This is a genomic window from Paraburkholderia kururiensis JCM 10599 = LMG 19447, assembly GCF_003986935.1.
Lineage (GTDB): Bacteria > Pseudomonadota > Gammaproteobacteria > Burkholderiales > Burkholderiaceae > Paraburkholderia > Paraburkholderia kururiensis.
In genome coordinates, this window is sequence record NZ_RJZE01000023.1 from 39,736 (window position 1) to 58,995 (window position 19,260).

Here is a 19,260-nt window from a genome sequence, read left to right on the forward strand (position 1 = left end):
GCCATCCGGCTAATGCACCTTACGCAACACGTCGCGCGATACTCCACTCAACACGCCGCAAATCAAACCGACACCGCATACCTACCTTCGTCCCACTTCATCATGTCCGAAGCCGCTGAAACCGCCATTTCGTCGTTCATTGCCGCCTGCGTCGAGATCGTCGGCGCGCAGCACGTGCTGACCGATGCGCACGACACCGCCCCGTACCTCACCGACTGGCGCCGCCGCTACACGGGCGCCGCCTGCGCCGTGCTGACGCCCGCCAACGCTGAAGAGGTGGCGGCGCTCGTGCGCGCCGCGGTCGAGCACCGCGTGGCGCTCGTGCCCCAGGGCGGCAATACGGGGCTCGCGGGCGGCGCCACACCGGACGCAAGCGGCACGCAGGCAGTATTGAGCGTGAAGCGCCTGAACCGCATACGCGACGTCGACCCGCACAACAACACCATCACCGTCGAAGCGGGCGTCGTGCTCGCCGAAGTCCAGGCGCGCGCCCGCGAAGCGGACCGGCTCTTTCCGCTTTCGCTCGCCGCCGAAGGCAGCTGCACGATCGGCGGCAATCTGGCGACGAATGCCGGGGGCACCGGCGTGCTGCGCTACGGCAATACGCGCGAACTGTGCCTCGGCCTCGAAGTCGTGACGCCGCAAGGGGAGATCTGGAGCGGCCTGCGCGGGCTGCGCAAGGACAACACCGGCTACGATTTGCGCGACGTCTTCATTGGCGCCGAAGGCACGCTCGGCATCATCACCGCGGCCGTCATGAAGCTGCATCCGCTGCCCGCCGCGCGCGTCACGGCGCTTGCCGCGCTCGCCTCGCCGCACGCCGCGCTAGACTTTCTCGCGCTCGCCCAACGCTTCGCGGGCCCGCTTCTCACGGGCTTCGAGCTGATGTCCGATTTCTGCCTGCAACTTGTGAACCGGCATTTCCCGCAGATGCGCTATCCGTTCGAGAGCCGGCACGCACAGGTCGTGCTGCTCGAACTGTCCGACAGCGAGAGCGAAGAGCACGCGCGCGGACTCTTCGAGCGTCTGATGGAGACGGCGCTCGAAGAGGGTCTAGTGGAAGATGCGGTGGTCGCGGAAAGCCTCGCGCAGTCGCAGGCGTTCTGGCATCTGCGCGAGCACATCCCGCTCGCGCAGGCGGAGGAAGGACTCAACATCAAGCACGACATCGCGGTGCCCATTTCGCGCATCGGCACCTTCATCGCGGAAACGGACGCCGCCATCGCCGCAGCCGCGCCCAGCGCGCGCATGGTGACGTTCGGCCACCTTGGCGACGGCAATCTGCACTACAACGTGCAGGCGCCCGAAGGCGTGGATGCGAAGGCGTTCCTCGCGCAGTACCAGAGCCCGATCAACCGCGTGGTCTACGACAGCGTGCACCGCCACCATGGCAGCATCAGCGCGGAACACGGTCTCGGCCAGTTGAAGGTGGACGACGCCGCGCACTACAAGAGCGAAGTCGAAGTGCGGCTGATGCGCACGCTCAAACAGGCGCTCGATCCGCTCAACCTGATGAACCCGGGCAAGGTGGTACGCTTCAATCCCTAGCCGCGCCCTTCCACCCCAGACCATCGCGGGCACCATGCCGCGCCCGTCCGGTGTTCGTCGGGGCACGAAGCGAAACAAGCCCAACTGTTGAAGCAACCGTCGAGGAGCTGACGTCGTGAAGATTCGTGTGCTGTCCGATCTGCATCTGGAATGCGACGAGCCGGACACCATTGCCCACGCCGAGGCCGACCTCGTGATTCTCGCGGGCGACATCCATAACCACGCGCTGGGGCTGCGCTGGGCCGCTGAAACGTTCGACGCCGCGGTACCGGTGGTCTACGTACCCGGCAATCACGAGTACTACGACGGCGAATTCGGCGCACTGGAAACGGCGATGCAGGACGCCGCGCACTCGGTAGACAACGTGCACTTCCTGAACAACACCGTGCTGGTGGACCCAGAGGGGCGCTGGCGCGTGCTCGGCACCACGTTGTGGACCGACTTTGCGCTCTTCGGCGCCAATGAGGCAACGCGCCGCGAAGCCATTGAAGCGGCGAACAAGGTGATGCTGGACTTCCGGGGATTGATTCAGGTCTCGTGGCCCGCGAACGCCAAAGCCGGCGCGGCCGCCGCCACGTCCGAGCCGCGCGACTTCACGCCCGCCGACACGCTGGCCATGCACGCCAGGGCCCGCGCGTGGCTGGAAGCCGAAATCGCGAAGCCGTTCTCAGGCAAGACGATCGTGGTGACGCACCACGCGCCGCACCGGCAAAGTCTCGCGGCCCGGTATGCGGCCGATCCGGTATCGGCGGGCTTCGTGAACGACCTGCCGTCGCTGGTGCGCGCACCCGTCTCGCTCTGGGTACACGGCCATACGCACACAGCATTCGACTACACGGTGAACGGCACACGCGTGGTGTGCAATCCGCGCGGCTATGTGGACCGGCGCACGGGCCGGCTGGAAAACCGCCACTTCGCCTGGGACAAGGTCATCGAGATCTGAGGCCGACGCCTCAATCTCCGTGCGAGACGTCCCGGCACGAAGAAACCATGCGCCGCGCACCACTCGTGGTGACCCGCACGGTCGCGGGCCGCAGTTGAGCGCGCAGCGCCTGAAGCAGGTCGCGCGACGCCGCGAGGCCGATCAGTCCCACCATCACCGCGACGCCAATCATCAGATGCGTGTCCATACCAATCCTCTTCGTTATGCCTTGCTTCGGTCTTGCCGGTCCCGACACGTTAGCAAACGGCGCCGCGCGAAAAAGTAAGCAAGTGTTGTACGCCGCATGCGCCGTGTAACAGCAGGTCACATATCACACGCCGAGCGGCAGTCGACACAGGGCGCGCCGCAGGCGGCATGCCCACATCAGCGCACACAAGACCGGACACACGAACCGGAGGGACATCAAGCCGAACACAAAACGCGAACAGCGCGGCTACTTGCGCGCAAAGCGCTTCAGCGCGGCCTGGTCCTCGGCCATCGTGGCCGGCAGCGTCTCGCGCAGATGCTCGACCCACGTGCGAATCTTCGCGTCGAGATACTGCCGCGACGGGTAGACTGCGTAGACGTTCATCTCCTGCGCCGTGTATTCGGGCAGGATCCACGCCAGCTCACCGCTTTTCAACCCATTGACCGCCGAGTAGATGGGTAGCAAGGCAATACCCATGCCCTCGCGCACGGCGGACGCCATGGCCTCCGCCACGTTGACCTGAAAGGGCGATGGCCCGACCTCCACGGACTCGCGTCCGTGCGGCCCGTTGAAATCCCAATGGGTGGACGGAAACACCGGTGTCACCATCTGCAAGAGAACGTGACGCGCGAGGTCGGCGGGCACCTGCGGCACCCCGTGGCGTTCGAGGTAAGCCGGCGAGGCACACACAATGCTGAAAGCACTTCCGATACGCTGCGAAACGAAGCCGGAGTCGGCCAGTTCCGTGGCGAGCACCAGCGCCACGTCGTAGCCTTCATCGAGCAGGTCGGGCATGCGCTGGGCCAGCGTGAGTTCCACGTGAACGTCCGGGTAGCGCTGCTGGTATTGGCTCACCGCCGGAACGACGTAATGCTGGCCGAAGCTCGTCATGGCGTGCACCTTGAGCCGGCCGGACGGGCGGGCATGCGCGTCGCCCGCTTCGGCCTCGGCTTCGTCGACGTACGCAAGGATCTGCTCGCAGCGCTGCAGATAGCGCTCGCCGGCCTCGGTAAGAGCGATGCGCCGGGTGGTGCGGTTGAGCAGCCGTGTGCGCAGATGCGCTTCGAGGTCGGAAACCGCGCGCGAGGCATAAGCTGTCGTCGTATTGAGGTGCTGCGCGGCACCCGTAAAGCTACCCGCTTCGACAACCCTGACGAATACCCGCATGTTCTGTAGTGTGTCCATCGCTCCCCTCCTCCTGACGACAGGGATTGTTGCACAAGCTGCAAGTATGATTATCTCAAGGTCCGTAATAATGCCTTGCACTCTTGCGGGTTATTCGAGAATCGGCCAAAAAATATAATGCGTCATTGCTTTTCATCACGCTTTCTATGTCGATCCAGGAGGGAATTGTGCGGTTTCCGGTGTGCAAAGGGACAGCCACCCTCACGGTTCTTACGATCTCGTTGATAATCGCCGGCTGCGCCAGTACCGGAGGCATTGCACCGCAGGCGCAGGGTCTCGACGCCACGTCGCTGGACGCGGGCGCGGCCATCCGCGCCGCCAACGCCGACGCCGCCTGGCCCGCCGCGGACTGGTGGCGCGCCTACCAGGATCCCCAACTCGACGCATGGGTAGACGCCGCGCTCGCCGGCAACCCGACGCTGGCCATCGCCGAGGCCCGCGTGCGCGACGCACAAGCCATGGCCGGTGTGGCCGCAGCCGCGCTCGCCCCGCAGATCAAGGGCGACCTCTCGATGCAGCGTCAGCACTGGCCCGACAACGTCTACTACGGGCCAGGCCCGCTCGCCAACGCCAACACCTGGAACAACACGGGCACGCTCGGCCTCTCGTACCACCTCGACCTGTGGGGCCGCGACCGCAGCGCGGCCGAACGCGCGCTCGACGCCGCTCACGCCCGCGCCGCCGACGCGCGCGCGGCCCGGCTCGAACTCGAAACCAACGTGGTGCGCGCTTACGTCGAACTCTCGATGAACTACGCGCTGCTCGACATCGCGCGCGCCACGCTCGCGCAGCAGCAGAAGGTGCTGGCCTACGCAGAGCGGCGCCTGAAGGGCGGCATCGGCACACAGCTCGAGGTGACCCAGGCGCAAACGCCGCTGCCCGAGTACGAACGGCAGATCGACGCCTTGGGCGAAGCCATCGCGCTCGGCCAGAACCAGCTCGCCGCACTCGCGGGCAAGGGGCCCGGCGCCGGTGAAACCATCATGCGGCCGAAGCTTGCGCTCACCGCGCCCGCGGGCCTGCCCTCCGCGTTGCCCGCCGACCTGATCGGCCATCGGCCCGACGTGGTCGCCGCGCGCTGGACCGTGGCCGCGCAGGCACGCGGCATCGACGTCGCGAAGGCCGACTTCTATCCGAACATCAACCTGCTGGCGTCGCTCGGCGGCTTCGCCGCAGCCGGCCCGATGCTGCAATTCCTGCACGCGGCCAACGGCGGATGGACGGCTGGCCCCGCCCTGTCGCTGCCGATCTTCGACGGCGGGCGCCTGCGCTCGCAACTGGGCGCGGCATCGGCGGGTTACGACGCCGCCGTGGACCAGTACAACCAGACGCTCGTTACCGCCCTTCGGCAGATCGCCGACGAGGTGGTGCGCATCCGCTCGCTCGCCACGCAAAAGACCTCCGCTGAGCGCTCGGTCGCGGTGGCGCAGCGCAACTACGATCTTTCCGTGGAAGGCTACCGGCGCGGCCTCACCGACTACCTCAACGTGCTCACGGCGCAGACGCAGCTGTTGCGCGCGCAGGAAGGCGTGGCGCGCATCCAGGCGGCGCAGCTCACCGCGCACGCATCGCTCGTCGCGGCATTGGGCGGCGGCCTCGCCGATCCGGCCGACGGTCCGCGCCAAGCCGATGCGCTGCCCGCGCACGGCCGCGACGCGAGCCTGCTGCCGCACATGCCCGCCGCGCTCGACGTGAATCGCGCACCGGCTGTCACGGTGCCGACCGCAGGCAGCGGCAGTACCGTCGGCAACGGAACCACCCCGGAAATCTCGCGCGCCACAGCACCGGCCACGTCGACCGCGCCGACCGCGTCGGCCACGCCGCGGCCCGCTCCCTGAGGACTGCCCGTGTCCGCTCCTTCCTCCTCCGCGCCGCGCGTACCGGGTGCCGCGCTCGTCCCGGCCTTCGCCGAATGGGCCCGCACGGACGGCCTCACGTGGATCTACCTGTTCAAGGCGATTGCGGCCGGTCTGCTCGCGCTCGGCATTGCGATGCGGCTCGATCTGCCGCAGCCGCGCACCGCGATGACCACCGTCTTCATCGTGATGCAGCCGCAAAGCGGCATGGTCTTCGCCAAGAGCTTCTACCGGATAGGCGGCACGCTCGTCGGCCTCGTCGTCATGCTTGCGCTGATCGGGCTCTTCGCCCAGCAGCCGGAGCTGTTCATCGCCGCGACGGCGTTGTGGGTCGGCATCTGCACGGCCGGCGCCGCGCGCAACCGCAACTTCCGCTCGTACGGTTTCGTGCTGGCCGGCTACACGGCCGCGCTGATCGGCATTCCGGCCTCGCAACATCCTGACGACGCGTTCATGTCAGCACTCACGCGCGTGGCGGAGATCGTGGTGGGCATTCTCTGCTCGGGCGCCGTCAGCGGGCTCGTGTTTCCGCAGTTCGCCGGCGAGCAGATGCGCAGCACGGTGCGCGCACGCTTTTCGGCGTTCGTCGAGTATGTCTCGGCGTCGCTCGCGGGACAGGCGGACCGCGCGCAGATCGAGGCCACCAACGCGCGCTTCGTCGCGGACATCGTCGGCTTCGAGGCCACGCGCAGCGTGGCCGTGTTCGAAAGCCCGGATGCACGCATGCGCAGCGGGCGGCTCGCGCGTCTGAACAGCGAGTTCATGACGGCCTCCACGCGCTTTCACGGGCTGCATCAGTTGATGAACCGGCTGCACGACGCCGGCGCGCACGCCACCATCGAAGCACTGGAGCCGTATTTCCACGAGATCGCGCCGCTGCTCGCGAAGTCCGGCGAACCGGTGCTCACGGCGGCCGACGCCGAGCACGCCGCTGCGCAGCTCGAAACCTATCGGGCCGCGCTGCCGCGCCGCATCCGCGCGACGCGCGCCCTGCTCGAATCCCGCGCCGACGTGCCGCTGCTCGATTTCGACACCGCTTCGGAACTGCTCTACCGCTTCCTCGACGACCTGCACGCCTACACCGCGACCTACGCCTCGCTCGCCGTGGACACGCACGCCCGCGAGCGCTGGATAGAACGCTACGAGCCGAAGACCAACCTGATCGCGGCCGGCGTCGCAGGACTGCGCGCGGCGTTCGTGATGGCCGCGCTCGGCGCCTTCTGGATCGCGACCGCGTGGCCGAGCGGCACGACGCTCGTGCTCAACGCGGCGGCCGTCTGCGCGCTCGCGTCGTCGTCGCCGTATCCCGCGCGCATGGCGTTCCAGATGGCGCTCGGCACGATGCTCTCGTCGCTCGTCGGCATGATCATGACGTTCGGCGTGTATCCGCACATCGACGGCTTTCCGCTCTTGTGCGCCGTGCTCACGCCGTGCCTCGCGTTCGGCGTGTTTCTCACCACGCGGCCGAAATACGCAGGCATCGGCGCGGGCTATTGCATCTTCTTCTGCTTTCTCGCCGGCCCCGACAACCTGATTCACTACGAGCCGGTGAGCTTCATGAACGATGCGCTCGCGCTCGTGCTTTCGATGCTCGTCTCTGCCATCGCGTTCGCCGTGCTGTTGCCGCCTTCCACGCCGTGGCTGCGCAACCGGCTCTTCGCCGATCTGCGCGACGAAGTGGCGCTCGCCTGCCGCGGGCGGCTCACGCGGCTGCGCTCGCGCTTCGAAAGCCGCGCCCGCGACCTGATGTTCCAGATCAACTCGCTCGCCCAGAACGAGCCCGAGGTGAAGCGCGACACGCTGCGCTGGCTCTTCGCGGTGCTCGAAGTGGGCAACGCGATGATCGACCTGCGCAACGAAATCGGTACGCTGCCGCACGACCCGCGCTACGAGGCGAGCATGCCGTGGCGCGTGGCGATCCGCCGGCTGGGCGACCCGCTGGTGGGGCTGTTTCAGGCGCCCAACGGGCGCCGGCTCGACGCCGCGCTCGCGGCAACCGCGGACGCCATCGCCGCCACGCAGCAGGCGCTCGTCACCTTCTCGCCGCCGCGCGAGGAACGCCACAAGCTGCAGCGCATCCTGAGCTACCTGCATTTCGTGCGCAGCGCGCTGCTCGATCCGCAATCGCCGCTCGAAGCGGCCGTTGCGCCGGGCCGCCGCCATGAAGGAGACCGCCATGCCCCGTGAAATCGCTTTCCTCGATGCCTACATGCCGGCCATCGTGCCGATCTTCATTCTGGGCGCCGTGCTGACGTGGGTGCTCGACCGGCTGCTCGCGCGCACGGGGCTGTATCGCGCGGTGTGGCATCCGTCGCTCTTCCGGGCAAGCCTGCTCGTGTGCGTGTGCACGACGCTGGGGCTCTTCGTTTACGGCTGAACACCGGACGCACGTTCCACCGCACACACCCATTCGCTGAATACGCTGACAAGAGTCGAAACATGACCCTCAGAAACATCATCGGCTTCGTCGTGACGGCCGTCATTTTCATCGTCGCGATACTGATCGGCCGCACCTTGTGGATCTACTACATGGACGAGCCCTGGACCCGCGACGGCCGCGTGCGCGCCGAAGTCGTGAACATCGCGCCCGACGTCTCGGGCGCCGTGGTCGAGCTGCCCGTGCGCGACAACCAGGTCGTGAAAAAGGGCGACCTGCTGATGCAGATCGACCCCTCGCACTACCAGATCGCCGTGGAACAGGCGCAGGCCACGGTCGCGGCACGCAAGGCCGACCTGCAGATGCGCCTCGACGACGCGAAGCGGCGCGCCGACATGGACAGCCAGGTGGTGTCGGCGGAAAACCGCGAGAACGCCTCGCATGCGGCAAGCGCGGCCCAGGCGCAGTACCAGGAAGCGCTCGCGCAGCTCGACGCGGCCAAACTCAACCTCGCGCGCACGCGCGTGATCTCGCCCGTGGACGGCTACGTGACGAACCTCAACGTGTTCCGCGGCGACTACGCGATCGCCGGCACCGCGCGGCTCGCGGTGGTGGACAGCCACTCGTTCTGGGTCTACGGCTACTTCGAGGAAACCAAGCTGCCGCGCGTGAAGGTGGGCAACAAGGCGGAGATTCGCCTGATGAGCGGTCCGGTGCTCAAGGGCCACGTGGAGAGCATCTCGCGCGGCATCTACGACCGCGACAATCCGCAAAGCCGCGAACTGCTCGCCGACGTGAACCCGACGTTCAACTGGGTGCGCCTCGCGCAGCGCGTGCCGGTGCGCATCCATATCGACGAGGTGCCGGAAGGCGTGGTGCTGGCCGCGGGCATCACCTGCACCGTGGTGGTGGAGCCGGCGAACGTGCGCAAGGGTCTCTGAGCCCGGCAACGGAGCCTCGCGACTGAGCCTCGCAACTGAGTCCGCCAACTGAGTCCGCCAACTAAGCGGGACAAACGCGCTTCGTCACTGAACGAAGCTGCCGGGCAACGTAACCGGGCGAGGCAACCGGGTAGGCCAATTGCACGACACATCTCCAGCCTCCCCCGCGACACGCGCGCGCATCATGGTCTACCCGCGTTGCCGCCGGCGGGGGCGCTGCACTATCCTGCCCCGGACGAATCCATCACACGGAATCCACCACACGGGGCAAGCGACGGACGGCAGCCGGCGGGGCCGCGCAAGACACGCGCAGCGCCCCGCGCGGCGCGTGCGCCGCTGGCCACGGGCTCTCGCCGGAGGGACGCCGCCATGCCGCGCTACGCCGAATTTCATCGTCAGTCGATTGCCGATCCCGAAGCCTTCTGGCGCAACGAGGCCCGGCGAATCCACTGGGAAACGCCCTTCGACACCGTGCTCGACCGCTCGCGCCCGCCCTTCGCGCGCTGGTTCTGCGGCGGCCGCACGAATCTCTGCCACAACGCCGTGGACCGGCACCTGGCCGACCGCGCCCAGCAGAACGCGCTGATCTACGTCTCGACCGAAACCGGCATCGAGCGCCGCTACACCTACGCGGAACTGCACGCCGAGGTGAACCGCATGGCCGCCGTGATGCGCTCGCTCGGCGTGGCGCGCGGCGAACGCGTCCTGATCTATCTGCCGATGATTCCCGAAGCGCTTTTCGCGATGCTCGCCTGCGCGCGCATCGGGGCGATTCATTCGGTGGTGTTCGGCGGCTTCGCGGCCCCCAACCTGGCGGCGCGCATCGACGACGCCAAGCCCGTGCTCATCGTCACCGCCGACGCCGGTGCGCGCGCCGGCAAGGTGATCGACTACACGCCGCTCGTGGACGAAGCGCTCGCGCGCGCGACGCACCACCCCGCGAAGGTGCTGCTGATCGACCGGCAACTCGCGCCGGAACGGCTCGCGGCGAGCTATCTGGTCGACTACGAGCCGCTGCGCGAGCAGTATTTCGACGCCCACGTGCCCTGCGAGTGGCTCGAATCGAACGAGCCTTCCTACGTGCTCTACACCTCGGGCACCACCGGGCGACCCAAGGGCGTGCAGCGCGACGTGGGTGGCTACGCGGTGGCGCTGGCGGCGTCGATGGAATACATCTTCGAAGGCCGCGCGGGCGACGTGATGTTCACCGCGTCGGACATCGGCTGGGTGGTGGGCCACAGCTACATCATCTACGCGCCGCTCATTGCCGGCATGACCACGGTGATGTACGAAGGCACGCCGATCCGCCCGGACGGCGGCATCTGGTGGCGGCTCGTCGAGCAATACCGCATCAACCTCATGTTCACGGCGCCCACGGCGATCCGCGTGCTCAAGAAGCAGGACCCGGCGCTGCTCACCGCCGCGGACGTCTCGAGCCTGCGCACGTTGTTCCTTGCGGGCGAGCCGCTCGACGAGCCCACCGCGACGTGGATTTCGGGCGCGCTCGGCAAGCCTGTCGTGGACAACTACTGGCAGACCGAAACCGGCTGGCCGATGCTTGCCATCCAGCGCGGCGTGGAAGCGCTGCCGCCGAAGCTCGGCTCGCCCGGCGTGCCTGTGTACGGCTACAACGTCACGCTGCGCGACGAGCACACGGGCGAGCCGTGCGGCCCCGGCGAGAAGGGCGTCATCACGCTCGGCTGGCCGCTGCCGCCCGGCTGCATGCAGACGGTCTGGGGCGACGACGCGCGCTTCGTGAAAACCTACTGGGAAAGCGTGCCCGGCGAGCAGGTCTACTCGACCTTCGACTGGGGCGTACAGGACGAGGACGGTTACGTCACGATCCTCGGCCGCACCGACGACGTGATCAACGTGGCCGGCCATCGCCTGGGCACGCGCGAGATCGAGGAAGCGCTGTCGAGCCACGCGGCCGTGGCCGAGGTCGCGGTGGTGGGCGTGAGCGATGCGCTGAAGGGCCAGGCCGCGCGCGCGTTCGTGGTGGTGCGCGACCCGGGGCGCTATGCCGACGACGCCGCGCGGCTCACGCTGGAAGCGGAACTGGCAGCAACGGTGGACCGCCAGCTCGGCGCCATCGCGCGGCCCGCACGCGTGCATCTGGTATCGATGCTGCCGAAAACGCGCTCGGGCAAGCTGCTGCGCCGCGCGATCGCAGCGCTCGCCGAAGGCCGCGACCCGGGCGACCTGCCCACCATCGAAGACGCCATGGCGCTGCACGAAGTGCGCGCGGCGCTGGATGAGGACAAGGGGCGGTAGGCTTTTGGTGTGTTGCGGCGGCGCGTGGGTGATGAAGCGCGCGGCCGCAACGGTTGAGCGAGTCAGCTTCGGAGACGGGCTAGACGTCGGATGACAAACAAGGCGGCGCTCGGCACGGCGGCCGCGCTAAGCGGACTGCGCTAAACAGCCAGCTCCCCAGCCCGCGCTTCCAGAAAGCGCCGCAGAATGCCGGTGGAATACGTGCCCGCGATCTCCGTGAGAAACGAGGCAAAAGACGTCGGCGCGTAGTCGTCGGCGGTATCGGACACCGTGCGCACGATCGCGCACGGCACCTCGTATTCGTGACACACCTGGGCGATCGCGGCGCCTTCCATCTCTACGGCGAGCGCGTCGGGCAGCGCGGCGCGCAGCGCTTGCACCGCACTGGCGCTCGCGACGAACTGATCCCCGCTGATCACGAGCCCGCGATGCACTTGCGGCAACGCCGTGCCGAAGTGGGCCGCCAGCGCCGCGCCCTCTTCCGCCACGAAGCGCTCGCAGGCCGCGGCGAGCTGCGCGGCGAGACGCACGTCGGCGGCAAAGCGCGCCATGCCGAGCAACGGCACCTCGAAACGCGGAAAGAGCGGCGACGCATCCAGATCGTGCTGCAGCAGCGTCTCGCCCACCACGATGTCGCCGATACGCACGTGCGGCCCCACGCCGCCCGCCACGCCCGTGAAGACCACGGCGTCGACGTCGAATGCGTGGATCAGCGCGCTCGTGGTGGCCGCCGCGGCCACCTTGCCCACGCGCGCGAGCGTGACGACGCACGGCGCGCCGTGCACGGTGCCGACGTGATAGTCGCGACGCCCGTGCGTGACGGTCTTCACGCCGGACTCGGCGCGCATGGTGGCGATCAGGTCGCCGAGTTCTTCGGGCAGCGCGGCAAGCACGCCGAGGGGACGCGGAAAAACGTGGGTGGTCTGGTTCATTTTCTTGATGTCAGGTGTGGGCGGCTTCGACGCGAACGGATGCGCGGCTCACTCCACGGGTTGCAGCTTCGCCACCGCCAGCGCGAGCCACTTCTCGCCGTGGCGCTTGAAGCGCACTTGCGCCTTGGCGTCGGTGCCGCTGCCTTCGAGCGCCGTAATCGTGCCCTCGCCGAATTTGGTGTGGAACACCTGCTGGCCGACGCGAAAGCCCGTCTCGGCCGCGCGCTGCGCGTTGGCGAACGCGGGCAGCGGCGCGGAAGGCTCGCCGCGGTATTCGTCGCGGCCGGCACGTTGCGAATCGGGACGCGCGAACCAGTCGCGCCCCCAGCCTGCGTTGTCCGAGCGGCCGCCCCAGCGTGCCCCGGCCTCCACCTTCGGCGTGAGCCACTTCAGCGTGTCCTGCGGCAGTTCGTCGAAGAAACGCGAGCGGATGTTGTAGCGCGTCTGCCCGTGCAGCATCCGGCTCTGCGCGAACGAGAGATAGAGCCTCTCCTTCGCGCGCGTGATCGCGACGTACATGAGCCGGCGTTCCTCTTCGAGGCCGTCCGCTTCCATCGCGCTGTTCTCGTGCGGAAAGAGCCCCTCTTCGAGACCCGTGATGAAGACGGCCGTGAATTCGAGTCCTTTCGCGGCATGCACCGTCATCAGCTGCACGGCGTCCTGGCCTGCCTGCGCCTGGTTGTCGCCGGCTTCGAGCGAAGCATGCGAGAGAAAGCCCGCGAGCGGCGTCATCATGTCCGGGTTCTGCGCCGGGTCCGTGATAGCGGGGGCGTCGAGCACTTCGACTTCGTCGCCTGCCGCCGTCGCCAGTTCGGGTGCAGAGGTCGCGCCGGGGCGCAGCGGAATGGAGCGCGCCGGCGTGTCGAGCCCGTAGCCTTCCTCGCTCACGAAAGCGGCCGCCGCGTTCACGAGTTCCTGAAGGTTCTCGAGACGGTCCTGGCCTTCACGCTCGTTCTGGTAGAAGTCCGCGAGGCCGCTCGCGCGCACGGCGTATTCGACCGTCTCCGGCAGGCTCATCTGCTGCGTTTCGGCACGCATCTTCGCGATCAGATTCGCGAAGCCCGCGAGGCTCGATCCGGCCTTGCCCACCACATACGGAATCGCGGCCGCCATCGAGCAGTTGTAGAGACGCGCCGCGTCCGTGAGCTGTTCGATGGAACGTGCACCGATGCCGCGCGCCGGGAAGTTCACGACGCGCGCGAAGGCGGTGTCGTCGGTCGGGTTGTCGATGAGGCGCAGATAGGCGAGCGCGTGCTTCACTTCCTGGCGCTCGAAGAAGCGCAGGCCGCCATAGACGCGGTACGGAATGCCCGCGTTCACGAGCGTGTGCTCGATGGTGCGCGACTGCGCGTTGCTGCGGTAGAGCACGGCGACCTCGTTGCGCGCGAGCCCCGTGTTGATGAGCGCGCGAATTTCCTCGACGATCCAGCCCGCTTCCTGCGAGTCCGTAGCCGCTTCGTAGACGCGCACGGGCTCGCCGTGGCCCGCGTCGGTGCGCAGATTCTTGCCGAGCCGGCGCGCGTTGTGGGCAATCAGCTGGTTGGCGGCATCGAGAATGTAGCCGTGCGAGCGGTAGTTTTGCTCCAGCTTGATGAGATGCCGCACGCGAAACTCTTCCTCGAAGTCGCGCATGTTGCCCACGTTCGCGCCGCGAAACGCGTAGATGGACTGGTCGTCGTCGCCCACCGCGAAGATCGCGTTGCTCTGCCCCGCGAGCAGCTTGAGCCACGCGTACTGCAGCTTATTGGTGTCCTGGAACTCGTCGACAAGGATGTGCCGGAAGCGCGCCTGGTAATGTGCGCGCAGCGGCGGATTGTGTGCGAGCAGCTCGTAGCAGCGCAGCAGCAGCTCGGGGAAATCGACCACGCCTTCGCGCTGGCACTGCTGGTCGTAGGCTTCGTAGAGTTCGACGAACTTGCGGTTGAAGTTGTCGGTGACGTCCACGTCCTTCGGACGCAGGCCCTGCTCCTTCGCGTTGTTGATGAAGTACTGCAGATTCTTCGCCGGGTACTTCTCGTCGTCGATGTTCAGGCCCTTCATCAGGCGCTTGATGGCGGAGAGCTGGTCGGCCGTGTCGAGAATCTGGAACGTGGCCGGCAGGCCGGCGTCGCGGTAATGCGCGCGCAGCATGCGGTTGCACAGACCGTGGAAGGTGCCGATCCACATGCCGCGCGTATCGATGGGCAAGAGCGCCGAGAGCCGCCCCATCATCTCGCGCGCAGCCTTGTTGGTGAACGTCACGGCAAGCACGGTGGCGGGCGAGGCGAGCCCCTGCTGGATCAGCCACGCGATCCGGGTGATCAGCACGCGCGTCTTGCCGCTGCCGGCCCCGGCGAGAATCAGCGCCGGCTCGTTGGGCAGCGTGACGGCGGCATGTTGTTCCGGATTCAGGTTCGCGAGCAGATCGGGCATGAGGAAATGGGGGAATCAGGAGAAAACGGGGGACGTTGCGGCGGCTGGCCGGCGCGTGGCGCGGATCGTCCGACATTATAAGTCGGGGGCGCTTGGGGACGCGGGGGCGTTGGTGGGTGGGGCTTGGCGTAGGTGGGTCGTCGTGGCTTGGCTAGCGCAGGTGGCCGTCGTACGCGACCGGCGCAGGTAAAAGGCGCAGGCCGCTGTCTGCCATGCGCTTCGCATGCGCACTTCGCATTCGCGTGCGCCACTTCGCACGCGCGGCTTGCTGGGCTCCGCCGCCGCCGCATCATCGGCAATGATCGCCCGCCTTGCGTGCAGGACGTGCTGCGCGGTGCCTGGGGGTTCCAGGCACCGCGCGACGCACCGTCACACCAAACGTCCGTGCGGCTGCAGGGCAGCAAGGGGATCAAGCCACGGGAGGCATTCAACATGTCGAGCGCGATTTCGGCCTTGTCCTTCGATACCGTGCCGTCGTCCGGCACCGGCACTTACGGTTCGTACAGCTCTTCGGCGACCGACCCGCAGCTCGAAAGCCTGCTGGGTGGCACGACCGGGCTGCAACCCTATTTCAGCTGGGAAAAAACCACGTTCGGCCAGAACGGCAACGCCGGCACCGCAAGCAAGGCGGCGCAACAGCTCTTCGGGTCCACGAACCCGCAAGGCACCCAGGGCAGCGGCAACGGCCAGTTCGACTCGGCACTACTCCAGGTGCTGATCGCGCTGCTGCAGGAACTGAACCAGTCGATCTCGTCAAACGACGGATCGGTGCCCACCTCAGGCTCCGTGCCCACGGGTGGCTATGGTGGCGGAGGCGGCGGAGGCGGCGGAGGTTATGGCAGCGGCTCCCGCGCGGTCGGAAGTACGAGTACGGGCAGCACGTCCAGCGGCCCCGTCCAGCACGGTGACTCCAACGTGGCGCCCGCGGGCTCCGGCAACCCGGCCGGCATCGCCCAGGGGCTGCTCGATCATTCGGCCGCGAGCATCATGGCCAACCAGAACGTGCCCATGGACCGCGGCATTCCCACGGACGTCTGCTGCGCGAATTTCGTCTCGGCGTGCCTCACGAAGGCGGGCGAGCTCCCCGAATCGCAGCACACCAACAGCGTCGCGACGCTCGACTCCGAACTCAAGCAGGACGGCTGGCACACGGAAAGCCGCAGCCAGGCGAAGCCCGGCGACGTAGTGATCATCGGCGGCGACGAGCACACCGAAATCGTCGCGAGCAACGACAACGGCCGCATCACGCTGATCGGCTCGAACAACACGGAAGGCGGCTCGGGTCCGCAGGTGGTGTCGTACGACAGCGCCTCGGGCAACCGCGGCAACGTGGAGTTCCTCTCGAAGTCGTAAAGGCAGGCTTGCCGCTGGCGTACGATCAGGCACCCGCCCGGGCACACGGCTGACCGGCCGCGAGAGCGTGCCTGAGCGCCGCCGTCGTCGCCGCAGGCCGCCACCGCCCCGCGCCCTTGCCGCAGGGTTCGACAGGGCCCTGCGGTCCTGCCTTGTCCACCTTACGCGCGACGCCCTACGCGTTGCGCGCCGCTATCACGCCGCCCTTCAGTGTCCGCATCACGCTCCCTGCGCGCCGCCCACGGCGCGCCGTCCCCGCCTGCGCGGGCCGGTCCGCCGCGCCTCCCTTTATAATTCAAGGTTTCACGCCTCTCTTCACGCATTTTTTCGGCAGACTTCCATAATGAGCGACAGCACGCTTGCCAAGAGCTTCGAGCCTCAGACGATCGAGGCCTCGTGGGGCCCGGAGTGGGAAAAACGCGGCTACGCCGCGCCCGCGTTCGAACCGGGACGCCAGAACTTCTCGATCCAGTTGCCGCCGCCGAACGTCACCGGCACGCTGCACATGGGGCACGCGTTCAACCAGACGATCATGGACGCGCTCACGCGCTACCACCGCATGCTCGGCGACAACACGCTGTGGGTGCCGGGCACGGACCACGCGGGCATTGCCACGCAGATCGTCGTGGAACGCCAGCTCGACGCACAGGGCGTCTCGCGCCACGATCTGGGCCGCGAGAAGTTTGTCGAACGCGTGTGGGAGTGGAAGCAGCAGTCGGGCTCTACGATCACGAGGCAGGTGCGGCGCCTCGGCGCCTCCATCGACTGGTCGCGCGAATACTTCACGATGGACGACAAGATGTCGGCCGCCGTGCGCGAAGTGTTCGTGCGGCTCTACGAGCAAGGCCTGATCTACCGCGGCAAGCGGCTCGTGAACTGGGACCCGGTGCTCGGCACCGCGGTGTCCGACCTCGAAGTGACGAGCGAAGAGGAAAGCGGCCACCTCTGGCACATCCGCTATCCGCTCGCGGACGGCTCGGGCCATCTCACGGTGGCCACCACGCGGCCTGAAACGATGCTGGGCGACGTCGCGGTGATGGTGCATCCCGAAGACGAACGCTACGCCGCGCTGATCGGCAAGATGGTGAAGCTGCCGCTCACGGACCGCGAGATTCCCGTGATCGCCGACGACTACGTGGACCGCGAGTTCGGCACCGGCGTCGTGAAGGTCACGCCCGCGCACGACTTCAACGACTATCAGGTGGGCCTGCGCCACAAGCTGCCCGCCATCGAAATTCTCACGCTCGACGCGAAGATCAACGACAACGCGCCCGCACAGTACCGCGGGCTCGACCGGTTCGACGCGCGCAAGCAGGTCGTGGCCGACCTCGACGCCGCAGGCCTGCTCGAATCCGTGAAGCCGCACAAGCTGATGGTGCCGCGCGGCGACCGCACGGGCGTGGTGCTCGAACCGATGCTCACGGACCAATGGTTCGTCGCGATGAGCAAGCCGGCGCCGGAAGGCACGTTCACCCCGGGCAAATCGATTGCCGAGACCGCGCTCGACGTGGTGCGCAACGGCCAGATCCGCTTCGTGCCCGAGAACTGGACCACCACCTACTACCAGTGGCTCGAAAACATCCAGGACTGGTGCATCTCGCGCCAACTGTGGTGGGGCCATCAGATTCCCGCCTGGTACGGCGACAACGGCGAAGTGTTCGTCGCGCGCACTGAAGACGAGGCGCGCGCGCAGGCCGCGGCGAAGGGCTATGCGGGCGCATTGAGGCGCGACGAAGACGTGCTCGACACGTGGTTCTCGTCGGCGCTCGTGCCGTTCTCGTCGCTCGGCTGGCCGAACGAAACGAAGGAACTCTCGGCCTTCCTGCCCTCTTCGGTGCTCGTCACGGGCTTCGACATCATCTTCTTCTGGGTGGCGCGCATGGTCATGATGACCACGCACTTCACCGGCAAGGTGCCGTTCGATACGGTCTACGTACACGGCCTCGTGCGCGACCACGAGGGCCAGAAGATGTCGAAGAGCAAGGGCAATACGCTCGACCCCATCGACATCGTGGACGGCATCGATCTCGAATCGCTCGTCGCCAAGCGCACCACCGGCCTCATGAATCCGAAGCAGGCCGCCAGCATCGAAAAGAAGACACGCAAGGAGTTTCCGGACGGCATCCCCGCGTTCGGCACCGACGCGTTGCGCTTCACGATGGCGTCGATGGCCACGTTGGGCCGCAACGTCAACTTCGACCTCGCGCGCTGCGAGGGTTACCGCAACTTCTGCAACAAGCTCTGGAACGCCACGCGCTTCGTGCTGATGAACTGCGAAGGCCACGACTGCGGCTTCGGCGAAAAGGCCGCGGCGTGCGGTCCCGACGGCGCGGGCGGCTGCGGTCCGGGCCGCTATCTCGACTTCTCGCAGGCCGACCGCTGGATCGTGTCGCTGCTGCAACGCGTGGAGTCGGAAGTCGAAAAGGGCTTCGCGGACTACCGTTTCGACAATGTGGCAAACGCAACATACAAGTTCATCTGGGACGAATACTGTGACTGGTACCTGGAGCTCGCCAAGGTGCAGATCCAGAACGGCACGCCGGAGCAACAGCGGGCCACGCGCCGCACGCTGCTGCGCGTGCTCGAAACCGTGCTTCGACTCGCCCACCCGATCATTCCGTTCATTACCGAAGCCCTGTGGCAAAAGGTTGCGCCGCTCACGAACCGTTATCCGGCAGGCAAGGCCGAAGGCGAGGCATCCATCATGGTGCAGCCCTACCCTGTCGCCGAACCGGGCAAGATCGACGAAGCCGCCGAGCAATGGGTCGCGGACCTGAAAGCGATGATCGACGCGTGCCGCAACCTGCGCGGCGAAATGAACCTCTCGCCCGCCACGAAGGTGCCGCTGCTCGCCACGGGCAACGCCGAACGTCTCGCCACGTTCGCGCCGTACGCCCAGGCGCTCGCGCGACTTTCCGAGGTCCGCATCATCGCCGACGAAGCGACGCTCGACGGCGAAGCCCATGGCGCGCCGATTGCTATCGTGGGAACGGACAAGCTCGTGCTCAAGGTCGAGATCGACGTGGCCGCGGAGCGCGAGCGGCTGTCTAAGGAGATTGCACGGCTCACCGCGGAAATCGCGAAGTGCAACGCGAAGCTCGGCAACGAGAGCTTCGTGGCAAAGGCCCCGCCTGCTGTCGTTGAGCAGGAGCAGAGAAGGCTGGCAGAATATGAAACCACCATTGGCAAGCTGACCGCGCAGCTTTCGCGGCTGCCTGCCTGAACACCGCGGCGGCCGTTTTGGCCGCAGCA

Annotated in this window: 13 protein-coding genes; 9 read left to right on the top strand and 4 right to left on the bottom strand. The window is 67.3% G+C overall.

Annotated features, from left to right (window positions below):
• Positions 1-102 precede the first annotated feature (102 nt).
• Both PKKP23_RS25065 and PKKP23_RS25070 read left to right on the top strand, forming a co-directional pair.
• Positions 103-1,548 (top strand): FAD-binding oxidoreductase, encoded by a 1,446-nt coding sequence (locus PKKP23_RS25065; protein ID WP_126878864.1) that lies wholly within the window; start codon positions 103-105, stop codon positions 1,546-1,548.
• Between the two features lie 115 nt (positions 1,549-1,663).
• The gene (locus PKKP23_RS25070) at positions 1,664-2,491 is read left to right on the top strand and encodes a metallophosphoesterase (RefSeq protein ID WP_126878865.1); all 828 of its coding nucleotides are present in this window, start codon (positions 1,664-1,666) and stop codon (positions 2,489-2,491) included.
• Positions 2,492-2,501: 10 nt separating this feature from the next.
• Here PKKP23_RS25070 and PKKP23_RS34195 read toward each other — a convergent pair whose 3' ends face one another.
• Both PKKP23_RS34195 and PKKP23_RS25075 read right to left on the bottom strand, forming a co-directional pair.
• Positions 2,502-2,678 (bottom strand): hypothetical protein, encoded by a 177-nt coding sequence (locus tag PKKP23_RS34195; protein WP_168724598.1) that lies wholly within the window; start codon positions 2,676-2,678, stop codon positions 2,502-2,504.
• Between the two features lie 246 nt (positions 2,679-2,924).
• Positions 2,925-3,863 (bottom strand): LysR family transcriptional regulator, encoded by a 939-nt coding sequence (locus PKKP23_RS25075; protein WP_126878866.1) that lies wholly within the window; start codon positions 3,861-3,863, stop codon positions 2,925-2,927.
• A 167-nt stretch (positions 3,864-4,030) separates the two neighbouring features.
• Between PKKP23_RS25075 and PKKP23_RS25080 the strand changes: the two genes are divergently transcribed.
• From PKKP23_RS25080 to PKKP23_RS25100, 5 genes are all read left to right on the top strand, one after another.
• A complete protein-coding gene (locus tag PKKP23_RS25080) occupies positions 4,031-5,701 on the top strand; it encodes an efflux transporter outer membrane subunit (protein WP_126878867.1) in 1,671 nt (556 codons plus the stop codon).
• Positions 5,702-5,710: 9 nt separating this feature from the next.
• The gene (locus PKKP23_RS25085; protein ID WP_126878868.1) at positions 5,711-7,906 is read left to right on the top strand and encodes an FUSC family protein; all 2,196 of its coding nucleotides are present in this window, start codon (positions 5,711-5,713) and stop codon (positions 7,904-7,906) included.
• Positions 7,896-8,096, top strand: a complete 201-nt coding sequence (locus PKKP23_RS25090) for a DUF1656 domain-containing protein (RefSeq protein WP_126878869.1) — start codon at positions 7,896-7,898, stop codon at positions 8,094-8,096. The genes PKKP23_RS25085 and PKKP23_RS25090 overlap by 11 nt, the downstream gene beginning before the upstream one ends.
• A gap of 62 nt (positions 8,097-8,158) precedes the next feature.
• A complete protein-coding gene (locus PKKP23_RS25095) occupies positions 8,159-9,037 on the top strand; it encodes an efflux RND transporter periplasmic adaptor subunit (RefSeq protein ID WP_017777749.1) in 879 nt (292 codons plus the stop codon).
• A 369-nt stretch (positions 9,038-9,406) separates the two neighbouring features.
• Positions 9,407-11,311 carry a propionate--CoA ligase gene (locus PKKP23_RS25100; protein ID WP_126878870.1) on the top strand — a complete coding sequence of 635 codons (1,905 nt, stop codon included), beginning with the start codon at positions 9,407-9,409 and terminating at the stop codon, positions 11,309-11,311.
• Positions 11,312-11,451: 140 nt separating this feature from the next.
• On the opposite strand, the gene PKKP23_RS25105 is transcribed toward PKKP23_RS25100, so the two are convergent.
• Positions 11,452-12,243, bottom strand: a complete 792-nt coding sequence (locus tag PKKP23_RS25105) for a 5'-methylthioadenosine/adenosylhomocysteine nucleosidase (protein ID WP_126878871.1) — start codon at positions 12,241-12,243, stop codon at positions 11,452-11,454.
• Positions 12,244-12,291: 48 nt separating this feature from the next.
• The gene (locus PKKP23_RS25110) at positions 12,292-14,655 is read right to left on the bottom strand and encodes a UvrD-helicase domain-containing protein (RefSeq protein ID WP_126878872.1); all 2,364 of its coding nucleotides are present in this window, start codon (positions 14,653-14,655) and stop codon (positions 12,292-12,294) included.
• 432 nt (positions 14,656-15,087) lie between these two features.
• Between PKKP23_RS25110 and PKKP23_RS25115 the strand changes: the two genes are divergently transcribed.
• Positions 15,088-16,008: a CHAP domain-containing protein gene (locus tag PKKP23_RS25115; protein ID WP_126878873.1), complete on the top strand. Its 921-nt coding sequence runs from the start codon at positions 15,088-15,090 to the stop codon at positions 16,006-16,008.
• 343 nt (positions 16,009-16,351) lie between these two features.
• Entirely contained in the window at positions 16,352-19,231 is a 2,880-nt protein-coding gene (locus PKKP23_RS25120; protein ID WP_126878874.1) for a valine--tRNA ligase, read from the top strand.
• Positions 19,232-19,260 lie beyond the last annotated feature (29 nt).

Coding starts and splice junctions, on each gene's coding strand:
- PKKP23_RS25065 (WP_126878864.1), top strand. CDS start 103: ATGTCCGAAGCCGCTGAAACCGCCATTTCGTCGTTCATTGCCGCCTGC.
- PKKP23_RS34195 (WP_168724598.1), bottom strand. CDS start 2,678: ATGGACACGCATCTGATGATTGGCGTCGCGGTGATGGTGGGACTGATC.
- PKKP23_RS25075 (WP_126878866.1), bottom strand. CDS start 3,863: ATGGACACACTACAGAACATGCGGGTATTCGTCAGGGTTGTCGAAGCG.
- PKKP23_RS25090 (WP_126878869.1), top strand. CDS start 7,896: ATGCCCCGTGAAATCGCTTTCCTCGATGCCTACATGCCGGCCATCGTG.
- PKKP23_RS25095 (WP_017777749.1), top strand. CDS start 8,159: ATGACCCTCAGAAACATCATCGGCTTCGTCGTGACGGCCGTCATTTTC.
- PKKP23_RS25100 (WP_126878870.1), top strand. CDS start 9,407: ATGCCGCGCTACGCCGAATTTCATCGTCAGTCGATTGCCGATCCCGAA.
- PKKP23_RS25105 (WP_126878871.1), bottom strand. CDS start 12,243: ATGAACCAGACCACCCACGTTTTTCCGCGTCCCCTCGGCGTGCTTGCC.
- PKKP23_RS25110 (WP_126878872.1), bottom strand. CDS start 14,655: ATGCCCGATCTGCTCGCGAACCTGAATCCGGAACAACATGCCGCCGTC.
- PKKP23_RS25115 (WP_126878873.1), top strand. CDS start 15,088: ATGTCGAGCGCGATTTCGGCCTTGTCCTTCGATACCGTGCCGTCGTCC.
- PKKP23_RS25120 (WP_126878874.1), top strand. CDS start 16,352: ATGAGCGACAGCACGCTTGCCAAGAGCTTCGAGCCTCAGACGATCGAG.